Origin of the sequence: Streptomyces sp. NBC_00670, from assembly GCF_036226765.1 — a bacterium.
GTDB lineage: Bacteria > Actinomycetota > Actinomycetes > Streptomycetales > Streptomycetaceae > Streptomyces.
Map to the genome: position 1 here is coordinate 3671936 of NZ_CP109017.1, position 25628 is coordinate 3697563.

At 70.0% G+C, this 25628-nt stretch carries 20 protein-coding genes; 11 read left to right on the top strand and 9 right to left on the bottom strand.

Translation table 11 applies throughout. The annotated features are described in order from the left end of the window. Nucleotides 1–5: 5 nt before the first annotated feature. Nucleotides 6–458 carry a GNAT family N-acetyltransferase gene (locus OIE12_RS16380; RefSeq protein WP_329136016.1) on the top strand — a complete coding sequence of 151 codons (453 nt, stop codon included), beginning with the start codon at nt 6–8 and terminating at the stop codon, nt 456–458. A gap of 115 nt (nt 459–573) precedes the next feature. Here OIE12_RS16380 and OIE12_RS16385 read toward each other — a convergent pair whose 3' ends face one another. After that, the gene (locus tag OIE12_RS16385; protein ID WP_329136018.1) at nt 574–1968 is read right to left on the bottom strand and encodes a serine hydrolase domain-containing protein; all 1395 of its coding nucleotides are present in this window, start codon (nt 1966–1968) and stop codon (nt 574–576) included. Between the two features lie 99 nt (nt 1969–2067). Beyond that, nucleotides 2068–3546 (bottom strand): replicative DNA helicase, encoded by a 1479-nt coding sequence (gene dnaB / locus OIE12_RS16390; protein ID WP_329136020.1) that lies wholly within the window; start codon nt 3544–3546, stop codon nt 2068–2070. 460 nt (nt 3547–4006) lie between these two features. On the opposite strand from dnaB, the gene OIE12_RS16395 reads away from it, so the two are divergent. Beyond that, entirely contained in the window at nt 4007–5344 is a 1338-nt protein-coding gene (locus tag OIE12_RS16395) for an MATE family efflux transporter (RefSeq protein ID WP_329136022.1), read from the top strand. 137 nt (nt 5345–5481) lie between these two features. Here the strand turns inward: OIE12_RS16395 and rplI are convergent, their stop codons facing one another. The 4 genes from rplI to rpsF form a co-directional block, all read right to left on the bottom strand. Beyond that, a complete protein-coding gene (rplI, locus tag OIE12_RS16400; RefSeq protein WP_030376958.1) occupies nt 5482–5928 on the bottom strand; it encodes a 50S ribosomal protein L9 in 447 nt (148 codons plus the stop codon). Between the two features lie 18 nt (nt 5929–5946). Continuing rightward, complete coding sequence (gene rpsR / locus OIE12_RS16405) at nt 5947–6183, bottom strand: 30S ribosomal protein S18 (RefSeq protein WP_003949403.1); 237 nt, start codon at nt 6181–6183, stop codon at nt 5947–5949. Nucleotides 6184–6255: 72 nt separating this feature from the next. Next, the gene (locus OIE12_RS16410; RefSeq protein ID WP_329136025.1) at nt 6256–6855 is read right to left on the bottom strand and encodes a single-stranded DNA-binding protein; all 600 of its coding nucleotides are present in this window, start codon (nt 6853–6855) and stop codon (nt 6256–6258) included. A 77-nt stretch (nt 6856–6932) separates the two neighbouring features. After that, entirely contained in the window at nt 6933–7223 is a 291-nt protein-coding gene (gene rpsF, locus OIE12_RS16415) for a 30S ribosomal protein S6 (protein ID WP_006141322.1), read from the bottom strand. 279 nt (nt 7224–7502) lie between these two features. Here rpsF and OIE12_RS16420 point away from each other — a divergent pair, with 279 nt between their 5' ends. The 3 genes from OIE12_RS16420 to OIE12_RS16430 all read left to right on the top strand — a co-directional run bounded on the left by OIE12_RS16420 (nt 7503) and on the right by OIE12_RS16430 (nt 10292). Then, a complete protein-coding gene (locus OIE12_RS16420) occupies nt 7503–7832 on the top strand; it encodes a hypothetical protein (RefSeq protein ID WP_329136027.1) in 330 nt (109 codons plus the stop codon). Nucleotides 7833–8015: 183 nt separating this feature from the next. Next, nucleotides 8016–9134, top strand: a complete 1119-nt coding sequence (gene femX, locus OIE12_RS16425; RefSeq protein ID WP_329136029.1) for a peptidoglycan bridge formation glycyltransferase FemX — start codon at nt 8016–8018, stop codon at nt 9132–9134. 126 nt (nt 9135–9260) lie between these two features. Next, nucleotides 9261–10292: an alanine racemase gene (locus tag OIE12_RS16430; RefSeq protein ID WP_030376954.1), complete on the top strand. Its 1032-nt coding sequence runs from the start codon at nt 9261–9263 to the stop codon at nt 10290–10292. Nucleotides 10293–10442: 150 nt separating this feature from the next. On the opposite strand, the gene OIE12_RS16435 is transcribed toward OIE12_RS16430, so the two are convergent. Both OIE12_RS16435 and OIE12_RS16440 read right to left on the bottom strand, forming a co-directional pair. Beyond that, nucleotides 10443–11963 carry a glycosyltransferase family 87 protein gene (locus OIE12_RS16435; protein ID WP_329136032.1) on the bottom strand — a complete coding sequence of 507 codons (1521 nt, stop codon included), beginning with the start codon at nt 11961–11963 and terminating at the stop codon, nt 10443–10445. Between the two features lie 175 nt (nt 11964–12138). Beyond that, on the bottom strand, nt 12139–14868 hold the full coding sequence (locus OIE12_RS16440; RefSeq protein ID WP_329136034.1) for a transglycosylase domain-containing protein: 2730 nt from the start codon (nt 14866–14868) through the stop codon (nt 12139–12141). A 373-nt stretch (nt 14869–15241) separates the two neighbouring features. Between OIE12_RS16440 and OIE12_RS16445 the strand changes: the two genes are divergently transcribed. From OIE12_RS16445 to OIE12_RS16460, 4 genes are all read left to right on the top strand, one after another. Next, nucleotides 15242–15925 (top strand): PadR family transcriptional regulator, encoded by a 684-nt coding sequence (locus OIE12_RS16445; protein ID WP_329136036.1) that lies wholly within the window; start codon nt 15242–15244, stop codon nt 15923–15925. A gap of 44 nt (nt 15926–15969) precedes the next feature. After that, entirely contained in the window at nt 15970–17052 is a 1083-nt protein-coding gene (locus OIE12_RS16450; protein ID WP_329136038.1) for an inositol-3-phosphate synthase, read from the top strand. Nucleotides 17053–17156: 104 nt separating this feature from the next. After that, nucleotides 17157–18419, top strand: coding sequence for an MFS transporter (locus OIE12_RS16455; RefSeq protein ID WP_329136040.1), 1263 nt, complete (start codon nt 17157–17159; stop codon nt 18417–18419). Nucleotides 18420–18568: 149 nt separating this feature from the next. After that, nucleotides 18569–19108, top strand: coding sequence for an LppU/SCO3897 family protein (locus tag OIE12_RS16460; protein WP_329136042.1), 540 nt, complete (start codon nt 18569–18571; stop codon nt 19106–19108). Nucleotides 19109–19261: 153 nt separating this feature from the next. Here the strand turns inward: OIE12_RS16460 and OIE12_RS16465 are convergent, their stop codons facing one another. Continuing rightward, entirely contained in the window at nt 19262–20728 is a 1467-nt protein-coding gene (locus tag OIE12_RS16465; protein ID WP_329136044.1) for a CCA tRNA nucleotidyltransferase, read from the bottom strand. Nucleotides 20729–20971: 243 nt separating this feature from the next. On the opposite strand from OIE12_RS16465, the gene OIE12_RS16470 reads away from it, so the two are divergent. Further along, entirely contained in the window at nt 20972–23425 is a 2454-nt protein-coding gene (locus tag OIE12_RS16470) for a DUF6049 family protein (RefSeq protein WP_329136046.1), read from the top strand. A 46-nt stretch (nt 23426–23471) separates the two neighbouring features. Beyond that, nucleotides 23472–25532, top strand: coding sequence for a murein biosynthesis integral membrane protein MurJ (murJ, locus tag OIE12_RS16475; protein ID WP_329136047.1), 2061 nt, complete (start codon nt 23472–23474; stop codon nt 25530–25532). The last annotated feature ends 96 nt before the right edge of the window (nt 25533–25628 follow it).

Here is a 25628-nt window from a genome sequence, read left to right on the forward strand (position 1 = left end):
CGGCCATGGGAGATCTCGAGATACGGCCCGCGACCGAGGACGACGTCCCGGCCATCGTCCACATGCTCGCCGACGACCCGCTGGGCGCCGCGCGCGAGTCACCGGACGACCTGTCCCCCTACCTGGCCGCGCTGAAGCGCCTGGCCGGCGACCCCCACCAGCATCTGGTCGTCGCCGTACGGGACGGCAGTGTCATCGGCACGCTGCAACTGACCCTGATCCCGGGGTTGTCCCGCAAGGGCGCCACCCGCTCGATCATCGAGGCGGTGCGGATCCACGCCGACGCACGCGGCAGCGGTCTCGGCACCCGGCTCATCGAATGGGCCGTCGACCAGTCCCGGCGTGAAGGGTGTCAGCTGGTGCAGCTGACCTCGGACGCCACACGGACCGACGCCCACCGCTTCTACGAGCGCCTCGGCTTCACCGCGTCGCACGTCGGCTTCAAGCTCGCGCTCTGACGGGCGGTCACGGCGCCCTGCGCGGCGGGCGCCCTCGTGTTTCACGTGAAACACGAGGGCGTCCGGGTTCGCTCCCGCGGGACGGCTCGCTGGTTCCATCCAGCGGGACCGCTCGCTAACGGATACCGTCCGTCCCCCGCCATCCGTCCGGGTCCACCCCGCCCGGCACCGCCGCCTCCCCGTCGTACGGCGTCCGGGTGAACACGAACGAGCCGAGGTCCAGATGGCTCACCGAGCCGTCCGGCCGCCGTACGACCGTCAGCAGCTCCCCCGCGTAGTAACCGTCGCACCCGGTCCAGGTGCCGTCGCCGTTCGCCCTGAGCCGTGCGCGGCGCCCCACGCCGGTGAGCGGCTCCAGCGCCAGGTCCCCGCCGGCCGCGAGGCGGAGGCCGAACCCCTGCGTGCCCCAGTACCAGGGTCCCGCGAGCTCCAGCACGGCCGGATCCACCGCCGGCAGCGGTCGCCACGGCTCCGGGATGCGCGGCTCCGCCTCCGCCACGATTCCCACGAGGTCGGCGGCCGTCCCCCACACCTGCGGGCCGGAGGTGCAGTTGGCGAGCACGACGGCCGCGACATCGTCCTCGACGCTGATCGAGAGACCGGCGAGGAAACCCGGGAGGGACCCGGAGTGCCCCACCAGAAGCCGGCCGTCCCGGTGCTGGAGCTGCATGCCGAGCCCGTACGCGGAACCCGCCGCCAGGTCCGCGGCGTCGGAGGGCGCGGCGGGCGTCCGCATCTCCCGCACCGACTCCGCGCTCAGCACCCGTTCGTCGCCCCGGGCCAGGAAGACCGCGAACCGGGCGAGGTCGCCGGTGGTCGACCAGAGCTGGCCCGCGGGTGCCATCAGGCCGAGGTCCTCGACGGGCTCCGGCATCATCACGTCCGCCCAGGGGTGCACGGCCCAGCCGCCCGCGTGCGGTGCCTGCGGGCTGCCGCTGGTGCGGTGGAGTCCCAGGGGTGCGAGCACCTCACGCCGCAGGACGTCCTCCCAGGGGGCCTCCCGCAGCCGTTCGACCAGTGCGCCCAGCACGGTGTAGCCGGGGTTGGAGTAGTGGAACCGGCTGCCGACCGGGTGCCGCAGCGGGTCCGGGCCCAGCACATCGACGAGCTCCGGGCGCAGTGAACCCGGGGTCCGCTCCCACCAGGGGGCGGGCGACTCGGCGGCGAGCCCGCCGGAGTGCGCGAGCAGCTGGGCGATCGTGGCCTCCCCCGCCCCGGTGCCCGGCAGGTGCTTCTCCAGCGCGTCGCCGAGATCGAGCCGGCCCTCGTCACGGAGGCGCAGGACGAGTACGGCGGTGAAGGTCTTGGTGAGCGAGCCGATCCGGTACTGCACGTTCTCGTCCGGGCCGTGGCCCTCCACCGAGGTGCGCGAGCCGTGCCAGACGGTCCTGCCGTCCCGTACGACGGCCGCCACGAGGGACGGGGCCCGTCCCTCGGCCTGGGCGACGGCGATCCGGTGCAGCAGGGCCCGCCGCGTGGCGGGGAGCAGCTCTTCGTGGGGTGTCGTCATGCCCCCAGTCCACCCGCCGTCCCTGCCCACGTCGAGCGCATTTCCCCGGTGGCGCCCCGGCCCGGGCCACCCACCCCTGCGGTCAGGCAGTCACGCGGATCAGGTCTGTGCCATGTCCACGAAGCGGGAGTAGTGGCCCTGGAAGGCGACGGTGATGGTGGCCGTGGGGCCGTTTCGGTGCTTGGCGACGATCAGGTCGGCCTCGCCCGCGCGGGGGGACTCCTTCTCGTAGGCGTCCTCGCGGTGCAGCAGGATGACCATGTCGGCGTCCTGCTCGATGGAGCCGGACTCACGCAGGTCGGAGACCATGGGCTTCTTGTCGGTGCGCTGCTCGGGTCCTCGGTTCAGCTGGGAGAGCGCGATGACCGGGATCTCCAGCTCCTTGGCGAGGAGCTTGAGGTTACGGGACATGTCCGAGACCTCCTGCTGGCGGCTCTCGGCACGCTTGGAGCCGCCGGACTGCATCAGCTGGAGGTAGTCGATGACGACCAGCTTGAGGTCGTTGCGCTGCTTCAGACGGCGGCACTTGGCGCGGATCTCCATCATCGACAGGTTCGGCGAGTCGTCGATGTAGAGCGGTGCGGCCGACACGTCCGGCATGCGGCGGGCCAGCCGCGTCCAGTCCTCGTCCGTCATCGTGCCCGAGCGCATGTGGTGCAGCGCGACCCGGGCCTCGGCGGACAGCAGACGCATGGCGATCTCGTTGCGGCCCATTTCAAGGGAGAAGATGACGCTCGGCAGGTTGTTCTTGATCGACGCCGCACGGGCGAAGTCCAGCGCGAGCGTCGACTTGCCCATCGCGGGACGCGCGGCGATGACGATCATCTGGCCGGGGTGCAGACCGTTCGTCAGCGAGTCGAAGTCCGTGAACCCCGTGGGGACGCCGGTCATCTCGCCGCTGCGGGAGCCGATCGCCTCGATCTCGTCGAGTGCTCCCTCCATGATGTCGCCGAGCGGCAGATAGTCCTCGCTGGTGCGCTGCTCGGTGACGGCGTAGATCTCCGCCTGCGCGCGGTTGACGATCTCGTCCACGTCGTCGTCGGCCGCGTATCCCATCTGGGTGATCCGGGTGCCGGCCTCGACGAGGCGGCGCAGTACGGCCCGCTCGTGGACGATCTCCGCGTAGTACTCGGCGTTCGCCGCCGTCGGCACCGTCTGGACCAGACCGTGCAGATAGGAGGCGCCGCCCACCTTCGTGATCTCGCCGCGCTTGGTGAGTTCGGCGGCGATCGTGATGGGGTCGGAGGGTTCCCCGCGCGCGTAGACGTCGAGGATCGCCTGGAAGATCGTTTCGTGCGCCGGTTTGTAGAAGTCGTGACCCTTGAGGATCTCGACGACGTCGGCGATGGCCTCCTTGGACAGGAGCATGCCACCGAGGACCGACTGCTCGGCGTCCAGGTCCTGCGGGGGGACGCGCTCGAAGGCGGAGCCGCCGTCCCATCCGCCGCTGTCCCGGCCCCGGTCGTGCTGTTCGTCACGGCCGGGTCCGCCGCCGTCACCGCGCCGGCGCGAGGCGGGCAGACGATCACTGGGCCCGCTGTCGGCCCACGGGTCGTCCAAGGGCTCGGAGATACTCACCGAACCACCTCCTCCGTCCGCCGGGCGGACCTCGCCGTGCCCCTCATTTCTAGGCCACGGCACTGACAAATAAGAGGCCCGTCCTCCGGTTGTCGGCGCGTCGGCTTTGTGAGGATTCCGTGGTGCCGGGGCGGAGCGGGCGCCGGACCACGTTAGGCCCGTCTGCACCGTCAGCCAATCTGGTTATCCACAGGCCATGTGGACGAGGACCCCATTGCTGTGGAGAACTCCGTGAAACCTGTGCACGACACGGTGGACAGCCCTGTGAACAAGACCTCGCCGTCTCGGGCCTGCCCTTTCTGACCTGGCCTTTCGACGTCCACCGGCTGTGCAGAGAAAAAACTTTCCCGGTCGGACCAAGATCCTTGACGGGGGTCCGCGCCATGACCCGCTGTCACGGCAAATGTAAGGGTCTCATGCGCCTTGCATCCGTTACCTGTGGACGATTAGATTGATGGCCATGACACATGCTCCAGCGGCGTCCCGCTCCGCCCGGCGGCGCCATGACCGGGAGATCGTCGCCCTGGCCGTTCCGGCCTTCGGCGCGCTCGTCGCCGAGCCCTTGTTCGTACTGGCCGACAGCGCGATCGTGGGCCACCTCGGCACGGCGCAACTGGCCGGACTCGGCATCGCCTCCGCCCTCCTGACCACCGCCGTGAGCGTGTTCGTCTTCCTCGCCTACGCGACGACGGCCGCCGTCGCCCGCCGGGTCGGCGCGGGCGACATACGCGCCGCCATCCAGCAGGGCATGGACGGCATCTGGCTCGCCCTGCTCCTCGGAGCCGGCGTCATCGCCCTCGTCCTGCCCCTGGCCTCGGACATCGTCACCCTCTTCGGCGCCTCGGACACCGCCGCCCCGTACGCGACCACCTATCTGCGCATCTCGGCACTCGGCATCCCGGCCATGCTCGTCGTGCTGGCCTCCACCGGCGTGCTCCGGGGACTGCAGGACACCCGCACTCCCCTGTACGTGGCCGTCGCCGGGTTCGTGGCCAATGCCGCCCTCAACCTCGCCCTGGTCTACGGCGCCGGGCTCGGCATCGCCGGCTCCGCCTGGGGCACCGTCATCGCGCAGTGCGCCATGGCCGCCGCCTACCTCTTCGTGGTGGTGCGCGGCGCACGGCGGCACGGCGCCTCACTGCGCCCCGACGCCGCGGGCATCCGCGCCTGCGCACAGGCCGGTGCGCCCCTGCTCGTCCGTACGCTCTCGCTGCGGGCGATCCTGATGATCGCCACCGCGGTCGCCGCCCGGCTCGGGGACGCGGACATCGCCGCGCACCAAATCATCCTGTCGCTGTGGAGCCTGCTCGCCTTCGCCCTCGACGCGATCGCCATCGCCGGGCAGGCCATCATCGGCCGCTATCTCGGCGCGGAGGACACCGAGGGCGCCAGGGAGGCGTGCCGCCGCATGGTGCAGTGGGGCGTCGCCTCCGGAGTCGTCCTGGGAGCGCTGGTGCTGGTCGGCCGGCCGTTGTTCCTCCCGCTGTTCAGCGGCGACCCGGCCGTCCACCACGCCGCGCTGCCCGCGCTGGTCATCGTCGCACTGTGCCAGCCGGTCTCCGGTGTCGTCTTCGTCCTCGACGGGGTGCTGATGGGGGCGGGGGACGGGCCCTATCTGGCGAGGGCGATGCTGGTCACACTCGCGGTCTTCACGCCCCTGGCCCTGCTCGTGCCCACGGTCGGCGGCGGTCTGACGGCCCTGTGGGCAGCGATGACGGTGATGATGGCCGTGCGGATGCTGACCCTGTGGCTGCGCTCCCGCTCGGGCCGCTGGATCGTGACGGGGGCGACCCGCTGACGTTTCCCCCGTTTCACGTGAAACATCGGCCCACACCACGCGGCGACACCTGCCGATCAGCAGACATGACAGTGGGGCCGCACCCGAGGGCACGACCCCACTCACCGCTGCGAGGAGCGGCTACAGCATGCGCGGCCTCAGGCCGCGACGACCTCGATGCTGACCTTGGCGGCCACCTCGGGGTGCAGACGCACGGACGTCTCGTGGGCGCCCAGCGTCTTGATCGGCGAGCCCAGTTCGATGCGGCGCTTGTCGACCTCGGGGCCACCGGAGGCCTTGATCGCCGAAGCGACGTCGGCCGGGGTGACGGAACCGAAGAGTCGACCGGCGTCGCCCGAACGGACGGCCAGACGGACCTTCACGCCCTCGAGCTGGGCCTTGAGCGCGTTGGCCTGCTCGACGGTCTGGATCTCGTGGATCTTGCGAGCACGACGAATCTGCTCGACGTCCTTCTCGCCGCCCTTGGTCCAGCGGATCGCGAACTTCCGCGGGATCAGGTAGTTGCGGGCGTAGCCGTCCTTGACGTCGACGACCTCGCCGGCGGCGCCGAGGCCGGAGACCTCGTGGGTAAGGATGATCTTCATGAGTCGGTCACCCTTCCCTTATCGCGCGGTGGAGGTGTAGGGCAGCAGCGCCATCTCACGGCTGTTCTTGACGGCCGTGGCGACGTCACGCTGGTGCTGCGTGCAGTTGCCGGTCACGCGGCGGGCACGGATCTTGCCGCGGTCGGAAATGAACTTCCGCAGCATGTTCGTGTCCTTGTAGTCCACGTACGTGACCTTGTCCTTGCAGAATGCGCAGACCTTCTTCTTCGGCTTGCGCACAGGCGGCTTCGCCATGGTGTTTCTCCTGTGTGATCAAGAAGTTGGGGTGTGCCCCGCTCCCGACCGCAGGACCCGTGGGTCCGGGGTCTAGAAGGGGGGCTCGTCCGAGTAGCCGCCACCGCCGCCGGAGCCGCTGCCGCCGCCCCAGCCGCCGCCACCCTGGTTGCCGCCGGCGGGAGCGCCGGTGGCCCACGGGTCGTCGGCCGGAGCACCGCCGCCGCCCTGGTTGCCGCCGCCGGAGCCGCCGCCCCAGCCGCCGCCACCCTGGCCGCCGCCACCGCCCTGGCCGCCACCGCCGCCGTAGCCACCCTGACCACCGCGGCCGGAGGTCTTGGTGACCTTGGCCGTGGCGCTGCGCAGGCTGGCGCCGACCTCGTCGACGTCGAGCTCGTAGACCGTGCGCTTGACGCCCTCACGGTCCTCGTAGGACCGCTGCTTCAGCCGGCCCTGCACGATGACGCGCATGCCTCGCTGGAGCGACTCGGCGACGTTCTCCGCCGCCTGACGCCAGACCGAGCAGGTCAGGAAGAGGCTCTCGCCGTCCTTCCACTCGTTGGTCTGACGGTCGAAGGTGCGGGGAGTGGACGCGACGCGGAACTTCGCGACCGCCGCACCGGACGGGGTGAAGCGCAGCTCGGGGTCGTCGACGAGATTGCCGACGACCGTGATGACGGTCTCGCCTGCCATGGGTGAACCTCTCGGCGGGTTTGCTGCTGGCTGCTGGTACTGCTACTCGGATCCCGGAACCGACCGAGCCGGATGGCTCAGTGGGTCTCGGGGCGGAGGACCTTGGTCCGGAGGACCGACTCGTTCAGGTTCATCTGGCGGTCGAGCTCCTTGACGACCCCGGGCTCGGCCTGGAGGTCGATGACCGAGTAGATGCCCTCGGGCTTCTTCTTGATCTCGTACGCGAGACGACGACGGCCCCAGGTGTCGACCTTCTCGACCTTGCCGCCGCCATCACGGACGACGGAAAGGAAGTTCTCGATCAACGGGGAGACCGCGCGCTCCTCGACGTCGGGGTCGAGGATGACCATCACCTCGTAGTGACGCATGTGGAACCCACCTCCTCTGGACTCAGCGGCCACGGTCGTTCCGTGGCAGGAGGGTTGCGATGCGTGGGCACCGATGTCCGTGAGTAAACCAGGCCCCACTGACAATCGGGGCCCGCTCGACGGAAGCGGCCGGACCTCGGCCCGGCCCGCATCGGCGCAGAAGATACAGACTACCCGCCCACCGCCGTACGGTTGAAATCCGGCCGTGAGGGCACGCAATCTGTACAGATCGGGTTGTCCAGGACGAAGACGCACCGCTTCTTCGGCAGGAGGTATCCCATGGCACAGATCATGCGACCCGCCAGGCCCCGCAACGGGCTGCTGGCCACCGACGGCAAACGGCATCCGCTGCAGGACGCGCTGCTGGCCGTGACGGCCGTGCTCGGGCTGATCTCCCTCGTCACCGCCGGTTTCCCCACGCTGCACATGCTGACCGCGTGGACGGGTCTCATCGGCGTGCTGACGGGCGGCTACGGCCAGTTCATCTCGGAGACGACCCGGGAACGCTTCGGCCTGGTCCTCGGCCTCGGCGCCGCCGCGATCGGCCTGTACTTCGGCATGGCCCACGGCGGCTTCGCCGGCGAGTTCAACGGCTTCGTGGGCGGCTGAGCGGACCCGCGGGACCGTGCGAGAAGGGACGGGTGCACCGCCCCGCCGACGGCGGGCGCCCCCCTTCCGCAGAGCCGTACGGCCCAGTCCCAGACGGGGCGCTCGCGGGGCGCAGTAGGCTTCGGCGCGAGAGCCGGAGCCCCTGACCCCATGGGGACACACCAGCCCGAGGAGCGCCCCGACATGAGCCTGACCCTGAGGACGATCAGCCGCGAGCAGCATCTGGCGTACATGCAGAGCCTGCCGTCGGCGAGCCACATGCAGGTTCCGGCCTGGGCCGACGTCAAGGCGGAGTGGCGCTCGGAGAACCTCGGCTGGTTCGACAAGACCGGTCAGCTCGTCGGTGTCGGGCTGGTGCTGTACCGCCAGCTCCCCAAGATCAAGCGGTATCTGGCGTACCTGCCCGAGGGCCCGGTCATCAACTGGTACGCGCCGAACCTGGACGACTGGATCCAGCCGATGCTGGCCCACCTCAAGCAGCAGGGCGCCTTCTCCGTGAAGATGGGCCCGCCGGTGATCATCCGGCGCTGGGAGGCCGCCTCCATCAAGCAGGGCATCCAGAACCCTGACGTCAAGCGGCTGCGCGACATCGAGGCGGACCACATCGAGCCGCGTGCCTTCGAGGTGGCCGACAAGCTGCGCCGCATGGGCTGGCAGCAGGGCGAGGACGGCGGGGCCGGCTTCGGCGACGTGCAGCCCCGCTACGTGTACCAGGTGCCGCTGGCCAACCGGTCGCTGGAAGAGGTGCACAAGAACTTCAACCAGCTCTGGCGCCGCAACATCAAGAAGGCCGAGAAGGCGGGCGTCGAGGTGGTCCAGGGCGGCTACCACGACCTGGAGGAGTGGCAGCGGCTGTACGAGATCACGGCCGTGCGCGACCACTTCAGGCCGCGTCCGCTGTCGTACTTCCAGCGCATGTGGTCGGCCCTCAACACCGAGGACCCCAACCGCATGCGGCTGTACTTCGCCCGGCACAACGGGGTGAACCTCTCCGCGGCGACGATGCTCATCGTGGGCGGCCACGTCTGGTACTCCTACGGCGCCTCGGACAACATCGGCCGCGAGTTCCGGCCGTCCAACGCGATGCAGTGGCGGATGCTGCGGGACGCCTACGCGCTCGGCGCGACCGTCTACGACCTGCGCGGCATCTCCGACTCGCTGGACGAGACCGACCACCTGTTCGGCCTGATCCAGTTCAAGGTGGGCACGGGCGGGCAGGCGGCGGAGTACCTCGGCGAGTGGGACTTCCCGCTCAACAAGCTGCTTCACAAGGCGCTCGACATCTACATGTCGCGCCGCTGACTTCTCCCGGCGCCCTCCCCGCCGCCCGGCGGGTCCGCCACAATCGCACTCTCGGGTTTCTTCGGAGCCCCTCGCACCCCTGACTTCACAGCCATCTCAGCCACGAGAAAGGTTCCGGGACCGGCCATGGCGCTCACGCTCTACGTCGACACCGCGCGCTGGCGGGCACACCAGAAACACGTGCAGGACCAGTTCCCGGGGATCGTCCCCGTCTGCAAGGGCAACGGGTACGGCTTCGGGCACGAACGTCTGGCCGAAGAGGCCACCCGCATGGGCTCGGACATCCTCGCCGTGGGCACGACGTACGAGGCCGCCCGCATCAAGGACTGGTTCGGCGGCGATCTGCTGGTGCTGACGCCCTTCCGCAGGGGCGAGGAGCCCGTGCCGCTGCCCGACCGGGTGATCCGCTCGGTCTCCTCGATCGACGGGGTCTACGGGCTGGTCGGCGCCCGGGTGGTCATCGAGGTGATGTCTTCCATGAAGCGGCACGGGGTGAGCGAGCAGGACCTGCCGCAGCTGCACTCCGCCATAGAGAACGTGCGCCTCGAGGGCTTCGCCATCCACCTGCCGCTGGACCGCACCGACGGCTCGGACGCCGTCGAGGAGGTCATCGGCTGGATGGACCGGTTGCGTGCGGCCCGGCTGCCGCTGCACACGATGTTCGTCAGCCACCTCAAGGCGGACGAGCTGGCGCGGCTCCAGCAGCAGTTCCCGCAGACCAGGTTCCGGGCCCGGATCGGCACCCGGCTGTGGCTGGGGGACCACGAGGCCACGGAGTACCGGGGCGCCGTCCTGGACGTGACGCGGGTGGCCAAGGGCGAGCGCTTCGGCTACCGGCAGCAGAAGGCGGCCACCGACGGCTATCTCGTCGTCGTGGCGGGCGGTACCTCGCACGGAGTGGGGCTGGAGGCGCCCAAGGCGCTGCACGGCGTCATGCCGCGGGCCAAGGGCGTCGCACGGGCCGGTCTGGCGACGGTCAACCGGAACCTCGCGCCGTTCGTGTGGGCGGGCAAGCAGCGCTGGTTCGCCGAGCCGCCGCACATGCAGGTCTCGATCCTCTTCGTCCCCTCGGACACCACGGAGCCGAAGGTCGGTGACGAGCTGGTGGCCCATCTGCGGCACACCACGACGCAGTTCGACCGGATCGTGGACCGCTGACGCCCCAGCCCCTCCAGCGGACTGTCGGCGCCTGTCCACGGACGCGCGTGAGGCCGTACACGGACCCCGTGTACGGCCTCACCCATGTCCTGGGGCTCTCGGAGCCGCACGCGGCCAGCCTCCGAGGCCCACCGCGAGCCCGCTGTTCGCTCAGGGCGAACTCTCTCCCGCCGGGGACACCCCGTCGGCGCCCCACTCCACCGCCGGCCCCTCGAAGTGGGCCGGCTCGTGGTGCGGCGGCCGGGCCGCGGCGCCGAGGACGAAGACGTCCGGAGCCCCGTCGAGGACGCCGCCGGACGGGTCGTCGTCCCCGGCCCGCCGTACGACGTCGCGCTCCGGCAGCAGGATGTCGCGGACGACCACCGCGCACAGGTACAGCGTGCCCAGCAAGTGGACGGCGACGGCGAGCTGGTAGCCCTCGGTCGGCAGCCCCTTGTGGGCGTCCCCGCTCGTCGTGTACGCGAGGTACATCCAGATGCCCAGGAAGTAGGCGACCTCGCAGGCCTGCCAGATCAGGAAGTCCCGCCAGCGCGGCCGGGCCAGCGCGGCGAGGGGGACCAGCCAGAGCACGTACTGCGGTGAGTAGACCTTGTTGGTGAGGATGAACGCCGCGATGATCAGGAAGGCCAGCTGGGCGAAGCGCGGCCGGCGCGGGGCGGTCAGCGTGAGCGCGACCAGGCCGGCGCAGATCAGCACCATCAGGATCATGGCCCAGTTGTTGGCCGTGTCGGGGCTGATGGCGGTGTTCCACCGCTGGGAGACGATCAGGAAGATCGAGCCGAAGTCGACGCCCCGGTCGTGGCTGAAGCGGTAGAACTTCGACCATCCGTCCGGCGCCAGCAGCAGCACCGGCACATTGACCACCAGCCAGGCCGCGACGGCACCGAACAGCGCCGTCCCGTACGCCCGCCACCTGCCCGCCCGCCAGCACAGGATCAGCAGCGGTCCGAGGATCAGGAACGGGTAGAACTTGGCGGCCGTGGCCAGCCCCAGCAGCACACCGAACGCGAGGGAGCGGCCGCGCGACCACATGAGCATCGCGGCGGCGAGGAGCGCCACGGCGAGCAGGTCCCAGTTGATGGTCGCGGTCAGGGCGAAGGCCGGTGCGAGGGCCACCAGGAGCCCGTCCCAGGGACGGCGACGGTGGGTCCGCACGGTGCACACCGCGATGACCGCGGCGCACACCATCAGCATGCCGGCGTTGACGAACCAGTAGATCTGCTCCTGGTCCTGGATGCTCCCGCCGCCGGGTGTCATCCAGGCCGCGACCTCCATGAAGAGGCCGGTGAGCACCGGGTACTCGAGGTAGTCCATGTCGCCGGGGAGCTTGTCGAAGTACGGCACGAGTCCGTCGGCAAAGCCGCGCCCCTGGTACAGGTGCGGGATGTCCGAATAGCACGCGTGCGTGTACTGGGAGCTGGCGCCGAAGAACCACCCGCTGTCGTAGCAGGGCAGCTTCTGCACCATGCCGAGGGCGAACATGCCGATGGCCACGAGCGCCACGACCCGCACGGGCGTCCACCAGGACGTCCCGAGCAGGGCGCGCCGCCCGAGGGGGCCGCCGAACAGCTCGCTGCCGAGGGCGGCGACCTCGTCCTCCTTGGTCGGCCGCACCACGTCCGGCTCGTACTCGACGGCTCGCGTCGTCTCTCCGCTGGGCATGCCGCACATCCTGCCGTACGCGCCTGGGAACGCGCCGGGAGGCGACGGATCCCGTCATGACGGCGCCCCTTCGTATGTTTCACGTGAAACATACGAAGGGGCGCGAATCGGTGGCTTCGGACACCGTCACACGACGTCGGAGGAGCCGGCTCCTCCCAGAGCCGTCAGGGCGGCTCCGGGGGCCTCAGTTACGGCCTCCGAAGAGCCCGCTTCCTCCGTTGTCGTTGCTTCCGCTGTTGCCGTTGCCCCGGGTGTTCCCGGTCTCCTCGCTCTCCGTCGCCGACGGGCTGGAACCGCCCGCGCCGCCGTTGTCGTTGCCGCCGTTGTCATTGCCCCCGTTGTCGTTGCCGGCGTCCGTGCAGCCCTGCCAGAAGTTGCAGCTCTGCGAGGAACTCGGGGAGGGCGGCGTGCTGCTCTTCGTCGGCGACGGACTCGATGACGGGCTGCTCTCCGGGCTCTTGGTGACGCTGGGCGTCGGGCTCGACGACGGCTCCGCGTTGACGACCTTGCCGATGGGCTGCGCCTCAGGGAAGGACTTGGCGGGGACGCCCTTCAGCGCCTGCTCCATGTAGTCGTGCCAGATCTCGGCCGGGAACGAGGCGCCGTGGATCTTCTCCTCGCCACCCGTTCCGTACATCTCCAGGAACTCGCGGTTCTTGTTGTTCTCGTCGTCGTCCAGCCGGTACATCGAGATCGCGGTGGAGAGCTGCGGTGTGTAGCCGACGAACCATGCGGACTTGTTGCCGTCCGTGGTACCGGTCTTGCCCGCGACCTCACGGCCGGAGAGCTTCGCCGAGGTACCGGTGCCCTTCTCGACCACGGTCTTCAGTACGTCGGTGACGTTGTTGGCCACGTTGGGCTCGAAGGCCTGCGTGCTCTTGGCCTCCTTCTTGTGGTCGTAGACGGTGCCGTCCTTGCTCTCGACCTTGTCGACCGAGTAGGGCTCCCGCTGCTTCCCGCTGTCCGCGAAGGTGGCGTAGGCGCCGGCCATGCGGATGGCGCTGGGGTCGGAGGTACCGATGGAGAAGGAGGGGAAGTTGGAGCTGGCCAGGCTGCTCTTCAGCACGCCGGCGTCCAGTGCCGACTCCTCGACCTTGTTCAGCCCCACGTCCATACCGAGCTGCACATAGGCGGAGTTGACGGACAGCCGCATCGCCTCGCGGAGGTCGATCTTGTAGTTCGGAGGACTGCCCACCGACTCACCGCCATCGTTCGTCTGCAACCACTCCTTGCCCTCTTTGTCCTTCCAGACATCTCCGTTGTACTCGAGGATCTTGAACTTGTTCTTGCCGCTGTAGAGGCTCTTGGGCGACACCACGGTGCGTTCGTCCTGCGCCTGCTCCGGGTCGCCGTCGGGGTCGCGCACGCCCCACTTCATCGCGGCGGCCAGCACGAACGGCTTGAACGTCGAACCCACCTGGGCGCCGGTGACGTCGGCGTTGTTGGTGAAGTGCTTGGTCGCGTTCTCACCGCCGTAGATGGCCTTGATCGCGCCCGTGGCCGGGTCGACGGAGGCACCGCCGAACTGGACGTGCGTATCGGTGTCGGGACGCTGCTTGGGCTTGATCTTGGCCTTCTGGACCTTCTTCACCGCGGCCTCGAGCTCGTTGACCTTCTTCTTGTCGAAGGTGGTGTGGATCGAGTAGCCGCCCTGCTGGAGCTGGTCGCCGGTGATGTCGGTGTTGTTGACCACGTACCCCTTGGCCAGGTCGACGAGGTAACCGATCTGACCGCTCAGCGCGGTGTTCGACCTGGGGTTCTTCACCTTCGGGAGCTTGGTGTACTTCGCCCGGTCGGCCTGGCTCAGATGGTCGTACTCGACCATCTTGTTGAGCGTGTCCTGCATCTGGCCCAGGGCCCGCTTGGTGTTGGCCTTGGCAGTGGCCGCCGGGTCGATGGAGGTCGCGCCGGCCGGGTCGTAGTAGGTGGCGCCCTTGAGCATCGCGGAGAGGAAGGCGCACTCGCCCGGATTCAGGTCCTTGGCGTCCTTGTCGAAGTACGCCCGCGCGGCCGCCTGGATGCCGTAGGCACCCCGGCCGTAGTAGGCGGAGTTCAGATAGTCGGCGAGGATCTTGTCCTTGTCGACGTTGGCGCCGACCTTGATCGAGATGAAGATCTCCTTGAACTTGCGGGAGATCGTCTGCGACCGGTCGTCCAGCAGCGCGTTCTTCACGTACTGCTGGGTGATGGTCGAGCCGCCCTGGGTCTCGCCGCCCCTGGCCATGTTGAACAGCGCGCGGCCGATGCCCTTGGGGTCGATGCCGTTGTCGTCGTAGAAGGTCTTGTTCTCCTGCGAGATCACCGCCCAGCGCATCTCCTTGGGGATCTGCGAGAAGTTGACGATCTGGCGGTTGGTCTCACCACCGGTGGCGACCATCTGGGTGCCGTCGGACCAGTAGTAGACGTTGTTCTGCGCCGTCGCCGTCTTGGCGATGTCCGGCACGCTCACCATGGCGTAACCGATGCCGGCCACGGCCACCAGGCTGCCGACGAAACCGATGAAGCAGCCGGTCACCAGCTTCCAGGAGGGCACCCAGCGGTGCCAGCCGTCCTTGCCGGCCCGCGGGTAGTCGAGGAAGCGCCTCCTGCTGGGGTCCGGGCCGCGGCCCCGGCCGCGTCCGGGGCCGTTCGGGCCGCCCGGGCCCCGGCGGCCACCGCCGCCTCCGCCTCCGTGGCCGTGTCCCGCGCCGTCGGCCGCTCTGCGGCGGCCTCCGCCGCTTCTCTGTGCGGCCCGCCGCGCCTCGGCACGGCCGCCGTACACCTGTTCACCACCTCCCCACTCGGGGGAGTCGGCCGGAGATCCGGTGGCGCCTCGCGGTGCCGCGCGGCGGCCGGAGGGCGCCGACTGGCCGCGTCGGGCCGCGGCACGTCCGCCTCCCTGCGGCTGCGGCGGTTTGCGACGGTGCTCGCTCATCGAACGATTACTCCTCGGGCAGGCGCACCCGTGCGCGCCTGGAAACGGCGGCTGGTTTCCGGTCCCCCCGGAGTACGGATACGGTCGCTCACGCATTCACCCGTACTGCACCGAGGACGAGGACGTTGCCGTCCGTCACTCGGTTCCCGGTGTTCTGCATGGCGCACAGACTACGCACCGTCAAAACCCGCCGAGGTTCGAAGTTCACCCCAAACCAGGCAGGTTGCCTCCTACGAATCGGTGATGTGACCCCGTTCACCGTGTCCCCTCTTGTCCCCGCCGCAGGGGCGTTCTATCGTCGTGATGTATCGAGTCGATACATCAGCGCGAGATAAAGACGTGCCGAGACGGCCGCGAGAGGGAGGAGGCGACGATGAGCCGGCGTGCCGGGATCCTCGAGTTCGCCGTACTCGGCCTGCTCCGCGAGTCTCCGATGCACGGCTACGAGCTGCGCAAACGGCTCAATACGTCACTGGGTGTGTTCCGCGCGTTCAGCTACGGAACGCTGTATCCCTGCCTCAAGACGCTGGTCGCGAGCGGCTGGTTGATCGAGGAGCCGGGGGTCGCGGCCGACGGCACGCCCGCCGCCCCGCTCACGGGACGGCGCGCGAAGATCGTTTACCGGTTGACGGCGGACGGCAAGGAGCACTTCGAGGAGCTGCTCTCCCAGACGGGGCCCGACGCCTACGAGGACGAGCACTTCGCCGCGCGCTTCGCCTTCTTCGGCCAGACCTCGCGGGACGTGCGCATGCGCGTCCTGGAGGGCCGCCGCAGCCGGCTGGAGGAACGCCTGGAGAAGATGCGCGCCTCCCTGGCACGCACCCGGGAGCGCCTCGACGACTACACCCTCGAGCTCCAGCGCCACGGGATGGAGTCCGTGGAGCGCGAAGTGCGCTGGCTGAACGAGCTCATCGAGAGCGAGCGGGCAGGGCGGGACCTGAAGGATTCCGCCTCCTCGGGCCCCGCTCAGCAGAACACAGGATCCGGCTCGCCGGGCGGCCTGCCCCGGCGCGGTGACAGCACCGCGCCGGATACGCCCGACGACACCGCCATGTGAGGCCCGGTCGGGGTCTCACCGAATACACACAGGGAGCAACCGGAATGGGTTCGGTTCGCGTAGCCATCGTCGGCGTGGGCAACTGCGCCGCATCGCTGGTGCAGGGCGTCGAGTACTACAAGGACGCCGACGCGGCGTCCAAGGTGCCTGGGCTGATGCACGTCCAGTTCGGCGACTACCACGTCCGCGACATCGAGTTCGTCGCCGCGTTCGACGTGGACGCCAAGAAGGTCGGCCTCGACCTGGCGGACGCCATCGGCGCCTCGGAGAACAACACCATCAAGATCTGCGACGTCCCCAACTCCGGTGTGACGGTGCAGCGCGGGCACACCCTCGACGGCCTGGGCAAGTACTACCGCGAGACCATCGAGGAGTCCGCCGAGGCCCCGGTCGACGTCGTCCAGATTCTCAAGGACAAGCAGGTCGACGTCCTGGTCTGCTACCTGCCCGTGGGCTCCGAGGACGCGGCGAAGTTCTACGCCCAGTGCGCCATCGACGCGCGTGTCGCCTTCGTCAACGCGCTGCCGGTCTTCATCGCCGGCACCAAGGAGTGGGCGGACAAGTTCACCGAGGCGGGCGTCCCGATCGTCGGTGACGACATCAAGTCGCAGGTCGGCGCCACCATCACGCACCGCGTCATGGCGAAGCTGTTCGAGGACCGGGGCGTCGTCCTGGACCGCACGATGCAGCTGAACGTCGGCGGCAACATGGACTTCAAGAACATGCTCGAGCGCGAGCGCCTGGAGTCGAAGAAGATCTCCAAGACGCAGGCCGTCACCTCCCAGATCCCGGACCGGGACCTGGGCGCGAAGAACGTCCACATCGGCCCCTCGGACTACGTGCAGTGGCTCGACGACCGCAAGTGGGCCTACGTCCGCCTCGAGGGCCGCGCCTTCGGTGACGTTCCGCTGAACCTGGAGTACAAGCTCGAGGTGTGGGACTCCCCGAACTCCGCGGGCGTCATCATCGACGCCCTGCGCGCCGCGAAGATCGCCAAGGACCGGGGCATCGGTGGCCCCATCCTCTCGGCGTCCTCGTACTTCATGAAGTCCCCGCCGGTCCAGTACTTCGACGACCAGGCCCGGGAGAACGTGGAGAAGTTCATCAAGGGCGAGGTCGAGCGCTAAAGGCCCACCGCCTTCCGCGTCGGAAGGCCCACCGCCTTGCGCGTCACCGAGGGTCCCCGGGGCACCGTCCCGGGGACCCTTCCCCGTATGTGAGGGTGTCCCCCATGGCCGTCCTCCCTGACCTGCGCGTCCTGCTGCGTTTCGGGGGCTTCCGGCGCCTGCTCGCGGTGCGGCTGCTCTCCCAGGGCGCCGACGGTGTCTACCAGGTCGCGCTCGCCACCTACGTCGTCTTCTCCCCGGAGAAGCAGACCTCGGCCGCCTCGATCGCCTCCGCGATGGCCGTGCTCCTGCTGCCGTACTCCCTCGTCGGCCCCTTCGCCGGCGTCCTGCTCGACCGCTGGCGACGCCGCCAGGTCTTCCTCCACGGCAATCTGCTGCGCGCCCTGCTGGCGTGCGCGACGGCGGTGCTGATGGTGAGCCGGGTGCCCGACTGGCTCTTCTACGTCTCCGCGCTGTGCGTCACCGCGGTCAACCGCTTCGTCCTCGCGGGCCTGTCCGCCGCCCTGCCCCGTGTCGTCGACGCCGAGCGCCTGGTGCTGGCCAACTCGCTCTCCCCGACCGCCGGAACGCTCGCCGCGACCGCGGGCGGCGGGCTCGCCTTCGTACTGCGCCTCGCGGTCGCCGACTCCGATGTCGCCGTGGTGCTGCTGGGCGCCGCCCTGTACCTGAGCGCCGCCCTGGTCTCCCTGCGGATCGCGCCGGCCCTCCTCGGTCCCGACGGCGCGGCGGTGCGGCCCCGGCTCCGCGAGGCGCTCGGCGGCACCGCGCGGGGGCTCACCGAAGGCGTACGTCACCTCGCCGAGCCCCGGCGCCGGCCCGCCGCCCGGGCGCTGACCGCGATGACGCTCATGCGGTTCTGCTACGGCGCGCTGACCGTCATGGTGCTGATGCTCTGCCGGTACGCCCTCGCCGGCGGCACCGACGAGGGGCTGGCCCTGCTGGGACTGGCCGTGGGGGCGTCCGGCGCGGGGTTCTTCGTGGCGGCCGTGCTCACGCCCTGGACGGCCGGGCGGCTCGGGCCCGGCCGCTGGATCGTGGTCTGCGCGGCCGGGGCGGCGGTCCTGGAGCCCGCGCTCGGCCTGCCGTTCGCCACCGGTCCGATGCTGGTGGCGGCATTCGTGCTGGGGCTGACCACCCAGGGGGCGAAGATCGCGACAGACACGATCGTGCAGTCCTCGGTCGACGACCGCTTCCGCGGCCGGATCTTCTCGGTCTACGACGTCCTGTTCAACGCCGCGTTCGTCGGCGCGGCCGCGCTGGCCGCCGTGATGCTGCCCGCCGACGGTCGCTCGGCCGCTCTGGTGGTGCTGGTGGCACTGGTCTACGGGGCGGTTGCTGCCGCTATGGCCCGCTTCGCGCACCAGTAAGTGTCACATCAAAGCCACAGTCCCTTTCCGGACTTCGTAGTTGTCAGTGCGGCCGGATAACTTACGGACGTCTTATTTCGCGCCATGCGCACGGCACCTTCACGCACGGCACCTTCACGCATGCCATCTTCACCAAGGGGGACCCCCAAGTGACCGTTCCGCCGCCGCCCCAGGGCCAGAATCCGTACGCTCAGACGCCCACCGCTCCCACGGGGCAGCCGGCCGGACAGCCGGGAGTTCCTCCGCAGCAGCCCGGGCAGCCGGGCGTTCCGCCGCAGGGCCCCTACGCGCCGTTCCCGCAGCAGCAGGGCGGCCCCTTCCCGGCTCCGCCGGCGCCGCCCGCCCCGCGGAAGAGCAAGAAGGCCCTCAAGGTCATAGGCGGCATCGTCGTGGCCGTGCTCGTCATCGGCCTGAAGTTCGGCGCCGGCTGGGGTCTGGGCTGGCTCTTCGGCCGCGACGACGCCGAGACCACGTCGGTGGGCAACTGCATGCACAACGACGGCACCCAGACCAGCCCCGATCTGCAGGAGGTCGACTGCTCGTCGGGCAAGGCGCAGTACAAGGTGGTCGAGAAGTTCGGCGGTTCCTCGGACAGCAGCAAGTGCGACAACGTCAAGGACGCGACGATCTCCTACATCCAGTACGGCAACGGCCACGACGTGGTGCTGTGCCTGAAGGAGACCAGCTGACGCGGGAGCCGACCGACGTCGGCCGGTAGCGCGAGGGGCGATGTTTCACGTGAAACATCGCCCCTCGTCGCGCGCGGGCACAAGTGAGGGCGGGTCATGTTTCACGTGAAACATGACCCGCCCTCACACCGTCAGCGTCGCATCAGCCCCGCGTCAGCCCTGGGCGCCCCACCACTCCTTGAGCGCGGCCACCGCCTCGTCGTGCTCCATCGGGCCGTTCTCGAGCCGCAGTTCCAGCAGATGCTGGTAGGCCTGTCCGACCACCGGGCCGGGACGGACACCGAGGATCCCCATGATCTGGTTGCCGTCGAGGTCGGGTCGGATGGAATCCAGTTCCTCCTGCTCCTGGAGCTGCGCGATGCGCTCCTCCAGGCCGTCGTACGCACGCGACAGGGCGGTCGCCTTGCGCTTGTTCCGGGTGGTGCAGTCGGAGCGGGTCAGCTTGTGCAGCCGCTCCAGCAGCGGACCCGCGTCCCGGACGTACCGCCGGACCGCCGAGTCCGTCCACTCGCCAGTGCCGTAGCCGTGGAAGCGGAGGTGGAGCTCGACGAGCCGGGAGACGTCCTTCACCAGCTCGTTGGAGTACTTCAGCGCCGTCATCCGCTTCTTGGTCATCTTGGCGCCCACCACCTCGTGGTGGTGGAAGGAGACCCGGCCGTCCTGCTCGAACCGGCGCGTCCGCGGCTTGCCGATGTCGTGCAGCAGGGCGGCGAGCCGCAGCGTCAGATCGGGGCCGTCCTGCTCCAGCGCCATCGCCTGCTCCAGCACGATCAGCGTGTGGTCGTAGACGTCCTTGTGCCGGTGGTGCTCGTCCCGCTCCAGCCGCAGCGCCGGGAGCTCGGGCAGGACGTACTGGGCGAGCCCGGTCTCGACGAGAAGGGTCAGACCCTTGCGCGGGTGCGCGGAGAGGAGCAGCTTGTTCAGCTCGTCCCGGACCCGCTCCGCCGACACGATCTCGATCCGGCCGGCCATCTCCGTCATGGCCGCCACGACCTCCGGCGCCACCTCGAAGTCGAGCTGCGCGGCGAAGCGCGCGGCGCGCATCATGCGCAGCGGGTCGTCGGAGAAGGACTCCTGGGGGGTGCCGGGGGTGCGCAGCACCCGGGCGGCGAGGTCGTCGAGGCCGTGGTGCGGGTCGACGAACTCCTTCTCGGGCAGGGCGACCGCCATCGCGTTGACCGTGAAGTCACGCCGGACGAGGTCCTCCTCGATGGAGTCGCCGTAGGACACCTCGGGCTTGCGCGAGGTGCGGTCGTACGCCTCCGAGCGGTAGGTGGTGACCTCGATCTGGAAGCGCTGCACGGTGTCCCCGACCCGGGCGTCCTTCTGCACCCCGACCGTGCCGAAGGCGATCCCGACGTCCCACACCGCGTCCGCCCAGGGCCGCACGATCCTGAGCACGTCCTCGGGGCGCGCGTCGGTCGTGAAGTCCAGATCGTTGCCGAGCCGGCCGAGCAGGGCGTCCCGTACCGAACCGCCGACCAGTGCCAGGGAGAACCCGGCCTCCTGGAATCGGCGGGCGAGATCGTCGGCGGCAGGGGAGACCCGCAGCAGTTCGCTCACCGCGCGGCGCTGCACCTGGCTCAGGGCACTGGGACTGTCTGTGTTGGCGTTCGGCACAACAGCAAAGAGTACGTGTCCCGGCCTCTCCACTGCTCCTCCGCACAACCCGCACAGACCGGCCGAACCGTGCACAGCACCCACTTCGCGCGAGCCGCCCGCATACCCCCTCATTCGGGTCGGCGGGGCTCTCCCGCCCGATCTTGCCGACCGGTCCGCGGCACTTCCTCTCCGCGAGCATCGTTACCATGCGTGGACGCACAATCCGACGACCACTGACGATGACGAGGGACGGGCGAGCGCGTGGCCGAGGCGGCAGACTTCCCGGGGACACCTCCCTCACCTGCCCGCCGCCGCCTGCGGCGCGTCCTGGCGCTGGTCACCGGGGCGCCCCTGCTGGCCGGTGCGTGCCTGCTGCCCGCCCAGGGGACCGCACAGGCTGCCCAGAAGGCCGCCCCCGTCCAGGCGAGCGGCTCGCGCACGGTGGACGTCTCGCTGGACTCCCTCGCCCCCTCCGTGCCCACCGACGGCGACACCCTCACCGTCTCCGGCACCGTCGTCAACAACGGCAAGCAGGCCGTCACGGACGCCCATGTGGGGCTGCGCGTGGGCGCCGCCCTGGGCAGCCGTACGGCGATCGAGTCCGCAGCCCGGACCACCGGCTACCAGCCGGGCACGGACGGCACGGAGATCACCGGCTCCTACGAGGAGGAGTTCGCCAAGCTGACCCCCGGGGTCGCCCAGCGCTTCACGCTCTCCCTCCCGGTCTCGAAGCTGCACCTCGGCTCCGACGGCGTCTACCAACTCGGCGTCTCGCTCTCGGGCCAGACCGCGGCCGCGCCCTGGGAACAGGTGCTGGGCTTCGAGCGGACGTTCCTGCCGTGGCAGCCGGACGAGGCCGGCACCAGGACGAAGACCACGTACCTGTGGCCGCTCATCTCCTCCGTGCACCTCACCGCCGAGACCGCCTCCAACGAGCAGCAGACGCCCGTCTTCCGCGACGACGAGCTGCTCAAGGAGATCTCCCCGGGCGGCCGGCTCGACCAGTTGGTCTCGCTCGGCAAGGATCTCGACGTCACCTGGGTGATCGACCCCGACCTGCTGGCCGGCGTCGACGCGATGGCCGGCGGCTATGAGGTCGAGGGCGCCGACGGCACGCCCACCACCGGCCGCGGGCAGAACGCGGCCAAGCGGTGGCTGGCCGCGCTGGAGGGGGCGGTGCAGGACAAGGAGGTCGTCGCCCTCCCCTTCGCCGACCCCGACCTGGCTTCCCTCGCCCACAACGGCAAGAACGTGGCAGGCACCCTCAGCCACCTGAAGGACGCCACGGACGTGGCGGCCAGCACCGTGGAGACCGTCCTCCACGTCACCCCCGACACCGACTTCGCCTGGCCCGTGGAGGGCGCACTCGACCCGTCGATCGTCAAGGTCGCCACCTCCGCGGGCGCCGACAAGGTGATCGCCCGCAGCGACACCTTCCGGGAGCGCGGCAGCCTCACCTACACGCCCTCCGCGGCCCGCCCCATCGGGGGCGGCACCACGGCGGTCGTCACGGACGCCACGCTCTCCACGGCGTTCCAGGGGGACATGTCGCACGCCGGGAAATCCACCCTGGCCGTGCAGAAGTTCCTGGCGCAGAGCCTGATGATCGGCCTCCAGGACCCCGGCAAGCAGCGCAGCATCGTCGTCGCGCCCCAGCGCATGCCCACGGCGAGCCAGGCGACGACGATGGCGCAGGCGCTGACCGCGCTCCAGGACGGCACCTGGTCCCAGTCTCAGGACCTCTCCGAGGCCGCCGGCGCCAAGGCCGACCCGGACGCCACCACCCGTGTCCCGGCCGCCTCCGCGTATCCCTCCGCCCTGCGGAAGAAGGAGCTGCCGAAGTCGGCGTTCGAGGCCGTGGAGACCACCCAGAGCAGGCTGGACAAGTTCACGACGATCCTCACCTTCCCGGAGCGGGTGGCGACCCCCTTCGGGCGCGCCCTGGACCGCGGCGTCTCGACCTCCTGGCGCGGCGACGCCGCGCAGGCCGAGGGTTTCCGCGACGGAGTGGCCTCCTCGCTCGACGTACTGGTCCAGCAGGTCCGGCTGATCGAGAAGTCCGACGCCAGCCTCTCCGGGCGCAGCGCCACCATCCCGGTCACCGTGCAGAACCGCCTGCTCCAGGGCGTCGACCATTTGGTGCTGCGGCTGACCTCGGCCAACCCCACCCGCATGCAGATCGGGGACGGCGCCTTCGAGGAGCAGCGCGTCACGGTCGCCGCCGGCCACAGCCAGTCGGTGAAGTTCACCACCTCGGCCAAGGCGAACGGCCGGGCGGCGGTGATCGCGCAGCTCTACACCGAGGACGGCCAGGCGTACGGTCCCGCGGTCACCTTCGACGTGAAGGTCAACGAGCTCACGCCGACGGTGCTGCTGGTCATCGCCGGCGGTGTGCTGCTCCTGGTGCTCGCCGGGTTCCGGATGTACACCCAGCGCAAGCGGGCCGCCGCCCGGCAGGCGGAGGAGGCCGGTGAGGAATCGGCCGGTGACGAGTCCGCCGGTGACGAGCTGAACGGCGACGGTTCCGGGGCCGTAGACACTGAGGGCACCACAGGCAGCACGGACGACAGCACGCACACGGAACGCGACGCGCGGCACGACGCGGAGACCCCGGAGGACTCCGGCGGCGGCCCGGAGCACCCGGGCGAACCGGCACCGGACACCGCTTCCGGGAACGCCGGCCCGTCCGCCACGGGTGAGAGAGTGGACCGTTGAGCGATGTCGTGGCCGGTGGGCCGGGGACGATGAGGTGGGGTAGACCATGAACGCGCCGTACGACGGTGACCGCGGCCGGGCCGCGGGTCACTCGGGTCGCCCCGAGGGCCCACCGCCCGGACCTGGTGCGGACATGTACGCGCACGACGGCTACGGCCAGGACCCCTACGGTCAGGAGCCCTATGGCCAGGCGTCCTACGGTCAGGAGGGCTACGGCCAGGACCCCTACGGCGGGCAGCCGCAGCACCAGCCGTACGGCGAGGACACCCGCACCGTGCAGTTCGCGGGTGCGGCCGGTCCGGCCGACCGGGCCGGGGAGGGGCAGCGGGACGCCTTCGCCCACCTCTTCCGGGACCAGCAGCAGGCCGACCCGCCCACGATGGACCTCGGCGCGGTCCCGGCGCCCGTCGGCGCTCCCGGCCCCGTGCAGCAGCCGCCCGTGGCGGAGCCGCAGCCTGCTACCCCGGCGAAGAAGGGCGGCCGCGCCTCGGGGCTGCTGAAGTCCAGCGCGGTGATGGCGGCGGGCACGATGGTGTCCCGGCTGACGGGGTTCGTGCGGTCGGCGCTGATCGTGTCGGCGCTGGGTCTGGGCGTCCTCGGCGACTCCTTCCAGGTCGCCTACCAGCTCCCCACGATGATCTACATCCTGACCGTCGGCGGCGGCCTCAACTCCGTCTTCGTGCCCCAGCTGGTGCGCGCGATGAAGGAGGACGACGACGGCGGCGAGGCCTTCGCCAACCGGCTGCTGACCCTGGTGATGGTGGCCCTCGGGGTGCTCACCGGGCTGGCGATGTTCGCCGCGCCCCTTCTGGTCCGTGTGCTGTCCAACTCCGTGGCCACCGACCCGGCCGCCAACGACGTGGCCATCACCTTCACCCGGTACTTCCTGCCCTCGATCTTCTTCATGGGCATCCATGTGGTGATGGGTCAGGTACTCAACGCCCGCGGCAAGTTCGGCGCGATGATGTGGACCCCGGTCCTCAACAACATCGTCATCATCGTCACCCTGGGCATGTTCATCTGGGTCTACGGGACCGCCGGGCACTCCCACATGGCGGTGGAGAACATCCCGCCGGAGGGACAGCGGCTGCTCGGCGTCGGGATCCTGCTCGGACTCGTCGTCCAGGCGCTGGCGATGATCCCCTACCTGCGGGAGACCGGCTTCCGGCTGCGGCTGCGGTTCGACTGGAAGGGACACGGCCTGGGCAAGGCCGCGATGCTGGCCAAGTGGACCGTCCTCTTCGTCCTCGCCAACCAGGCGGGCGCCCTGGTCGTCTCCCAGCTCTCCACCTCCGCCGGTGACCACTCACCCGCGAAGGGCACCGGCCTCGCCGCCTACGCCAACGCCCAGCTCATCTGGGGCCTGCCGCAGGCCATCATCACGGTCTCGTTGATGGCCGCGCTGCTGCCGCGGATCTCCCGCTCGGCCGCCGAGAACGACGGCGGGGCCGTCCGCGACGACATCTCACAGGGGCTGCGCACCACCGCCGTCGCCATCGTCCCCGTCGCCTTCGGCTTCGTCGCGCTCGGCATCCCGATGTGCACGCTGATGTTCGGCACCTCCGGCACCGGCGCGGCGACCAACATGGGCTACATGCTGATGGCGTTCGGCCTCGGCCTCATTCCGTACTCCGTGCAGTACGTCGTGCTCCGGGCCTTCTACGCCTACGAGGACACCCGGACGCCCTTCTACAACACGGTCATCGTCGCCGCCGTCAACGCCGGCGCCTCGGCGATCTGCTACTTCGTACTCCCGGCCCGCTGGGCCGTGGTCGGCATGGCCGCCTCGTACGGTCTCGCGTACGCGATCGGCGTCGGCGTCGCCTGGAACCGGCTGCGCAAGCGGCTCGGCGGCGACCTCGACGGCTCCCGCGTGCTGCGGACCTACGCACGCCTCGGCATCGCCTCGGTGCCCGCGGCGCTGCTCAGCGGGGCGGCCTGCTACGCGATCGGCCACACGCTGGGTCAGGGCGTCGGCGGTTCGCTCGCCGCCCTGCTCGGCGGTGGCGCCCTGCTGCTCGGTGTCTTCTATGTCGCCGCGCGGAAGATGCGCATCGAGGAACTCAACTCGATGGTCGGCATGGTCCGCGGGCGCCTGGGGCGCTGAGGCCGGGGTAACCGCACAACCATCGTCCGCCGCCGCGTGTCGTGCACAGCGACGGACTGTGGGCACAATTGGTTTCTGCGTCGGACAGTGCGCATC

Excerpts from the sequence above, each read along its gene's own strand:
- OIE12_RS16380 (WP_329136016.1), top strand. The coding sequence starts at position 6 with ATGGGAGATCTCGAGATACGGCCCGCGACCGAGGACGACGTCCCGGCC.
- OIE12_RS16385 (WP_329136018.1), bottom strand. The coding sequence starts at position 1,968 with ATGACGACACCCCACGAAGAGCTGCTCCCCGCCACGCGGCGGGCCCTG.
- OIE12_RS16395 (WP_329136022.1), top strand. The coding sequence starts at position 4,007 with ATGACACATGCTCCAGCGGCGTCCCGCTCCGCCCGGCGGCGCCATGAC.
- rplI (WP_030376958.1), bottom strand. The coding sequence starts at position 5,928 with ATGAAGATCATCCTTACCCACGAGGTCTCCGGCCTCGGCGCCGCCGGC.
- rpsR (WP_003949403.1), bottom strand. The coding sequence starts at position 6,183 with ATGGCGAAGCCGCCTGTGCGCAAGCCGAAGAAGAAGGTCTGCGCATTC.
- OIE12_RS16410 (WP_329136025.1), bottom strand. The coding sequence starts at position 6,855 with ATGGCAGGCGAGACCGTCATCACGGTCGTCGGCAATCTCGTCGACGAC.
- rpsF (WP_006141322.1), bottom strand. The coding sequence starts at position 7,223 with ATGCGTCACTACGAGGTGATGGTCATCCTCGACCCCGACGTCGAGGAG.
- OIE12_RS16420 (WP_329136027.1), top strand. The coding sequence starts at position 7,503 with ATGGCACAGATCATGCGACCCGCCAGGCCCCGCAACGGGCTGCTGGCC.
- femX (WP_329136029.1), top strand. The coding sequence starts at position 8,016 with ATGAGCCTGACCCTGAGGACGATCAGCCGCGAGCAGCATCTGGCGTAC.
- OIE12_RS16430 (WP_030376954.1), top strand. The coding sequence starts at position 9,261 with ATGGCGCTCACGCTCTACGTCGACACCGCGCGCTGGCGGGCACACCAG.
- OIE12_RS16435 (WP_329136032.1), bottom strand. The coding sequence starts at position 11,963 with ATGTGCGGCATGCCCAGCGGAGAGACGACGCGAGCCGTCGAGTACGAG.
- OIE12_RS16440 (WP_329136034.1), bottom strand. The coding sequence starts at position 14,868 with ATGAGCGAGCACCGTCGCAAACCGCCGCAGCCGCAGGGAGGCGGACGT.
- OIE12_RS16445 (WP_329136036.1), top strand. The coding sequence starts at position 15,242 with ATGAGCCGGCGTGCCGGGATCCTCGAGTTCGCCGTACTCGGCCTGCTC.
- OIE12_RS16450 (WP_329136038.1), top strand. The coding sequence starts at position 15,970 with ATGGGTTCGGTTCGCGTAGCCATCGTCGGCGTGGGCAACTGCGCCGCA.
- OIE12_RS16455 (WP_329136040.1), top strand. The coding sequence starts at position 17,157 with ATGGCCGTCCTCCCTGACCTGCGCGTCCTGCTGCGTTTCGGGGGCTTC.
- murJ (WP_329136047.1), top strand. The coding sequence starts at position 23,472 with ATGAACGCGCCGTACGACGGTGACCGCGGCCGGGCCGCGGGTCACTCG.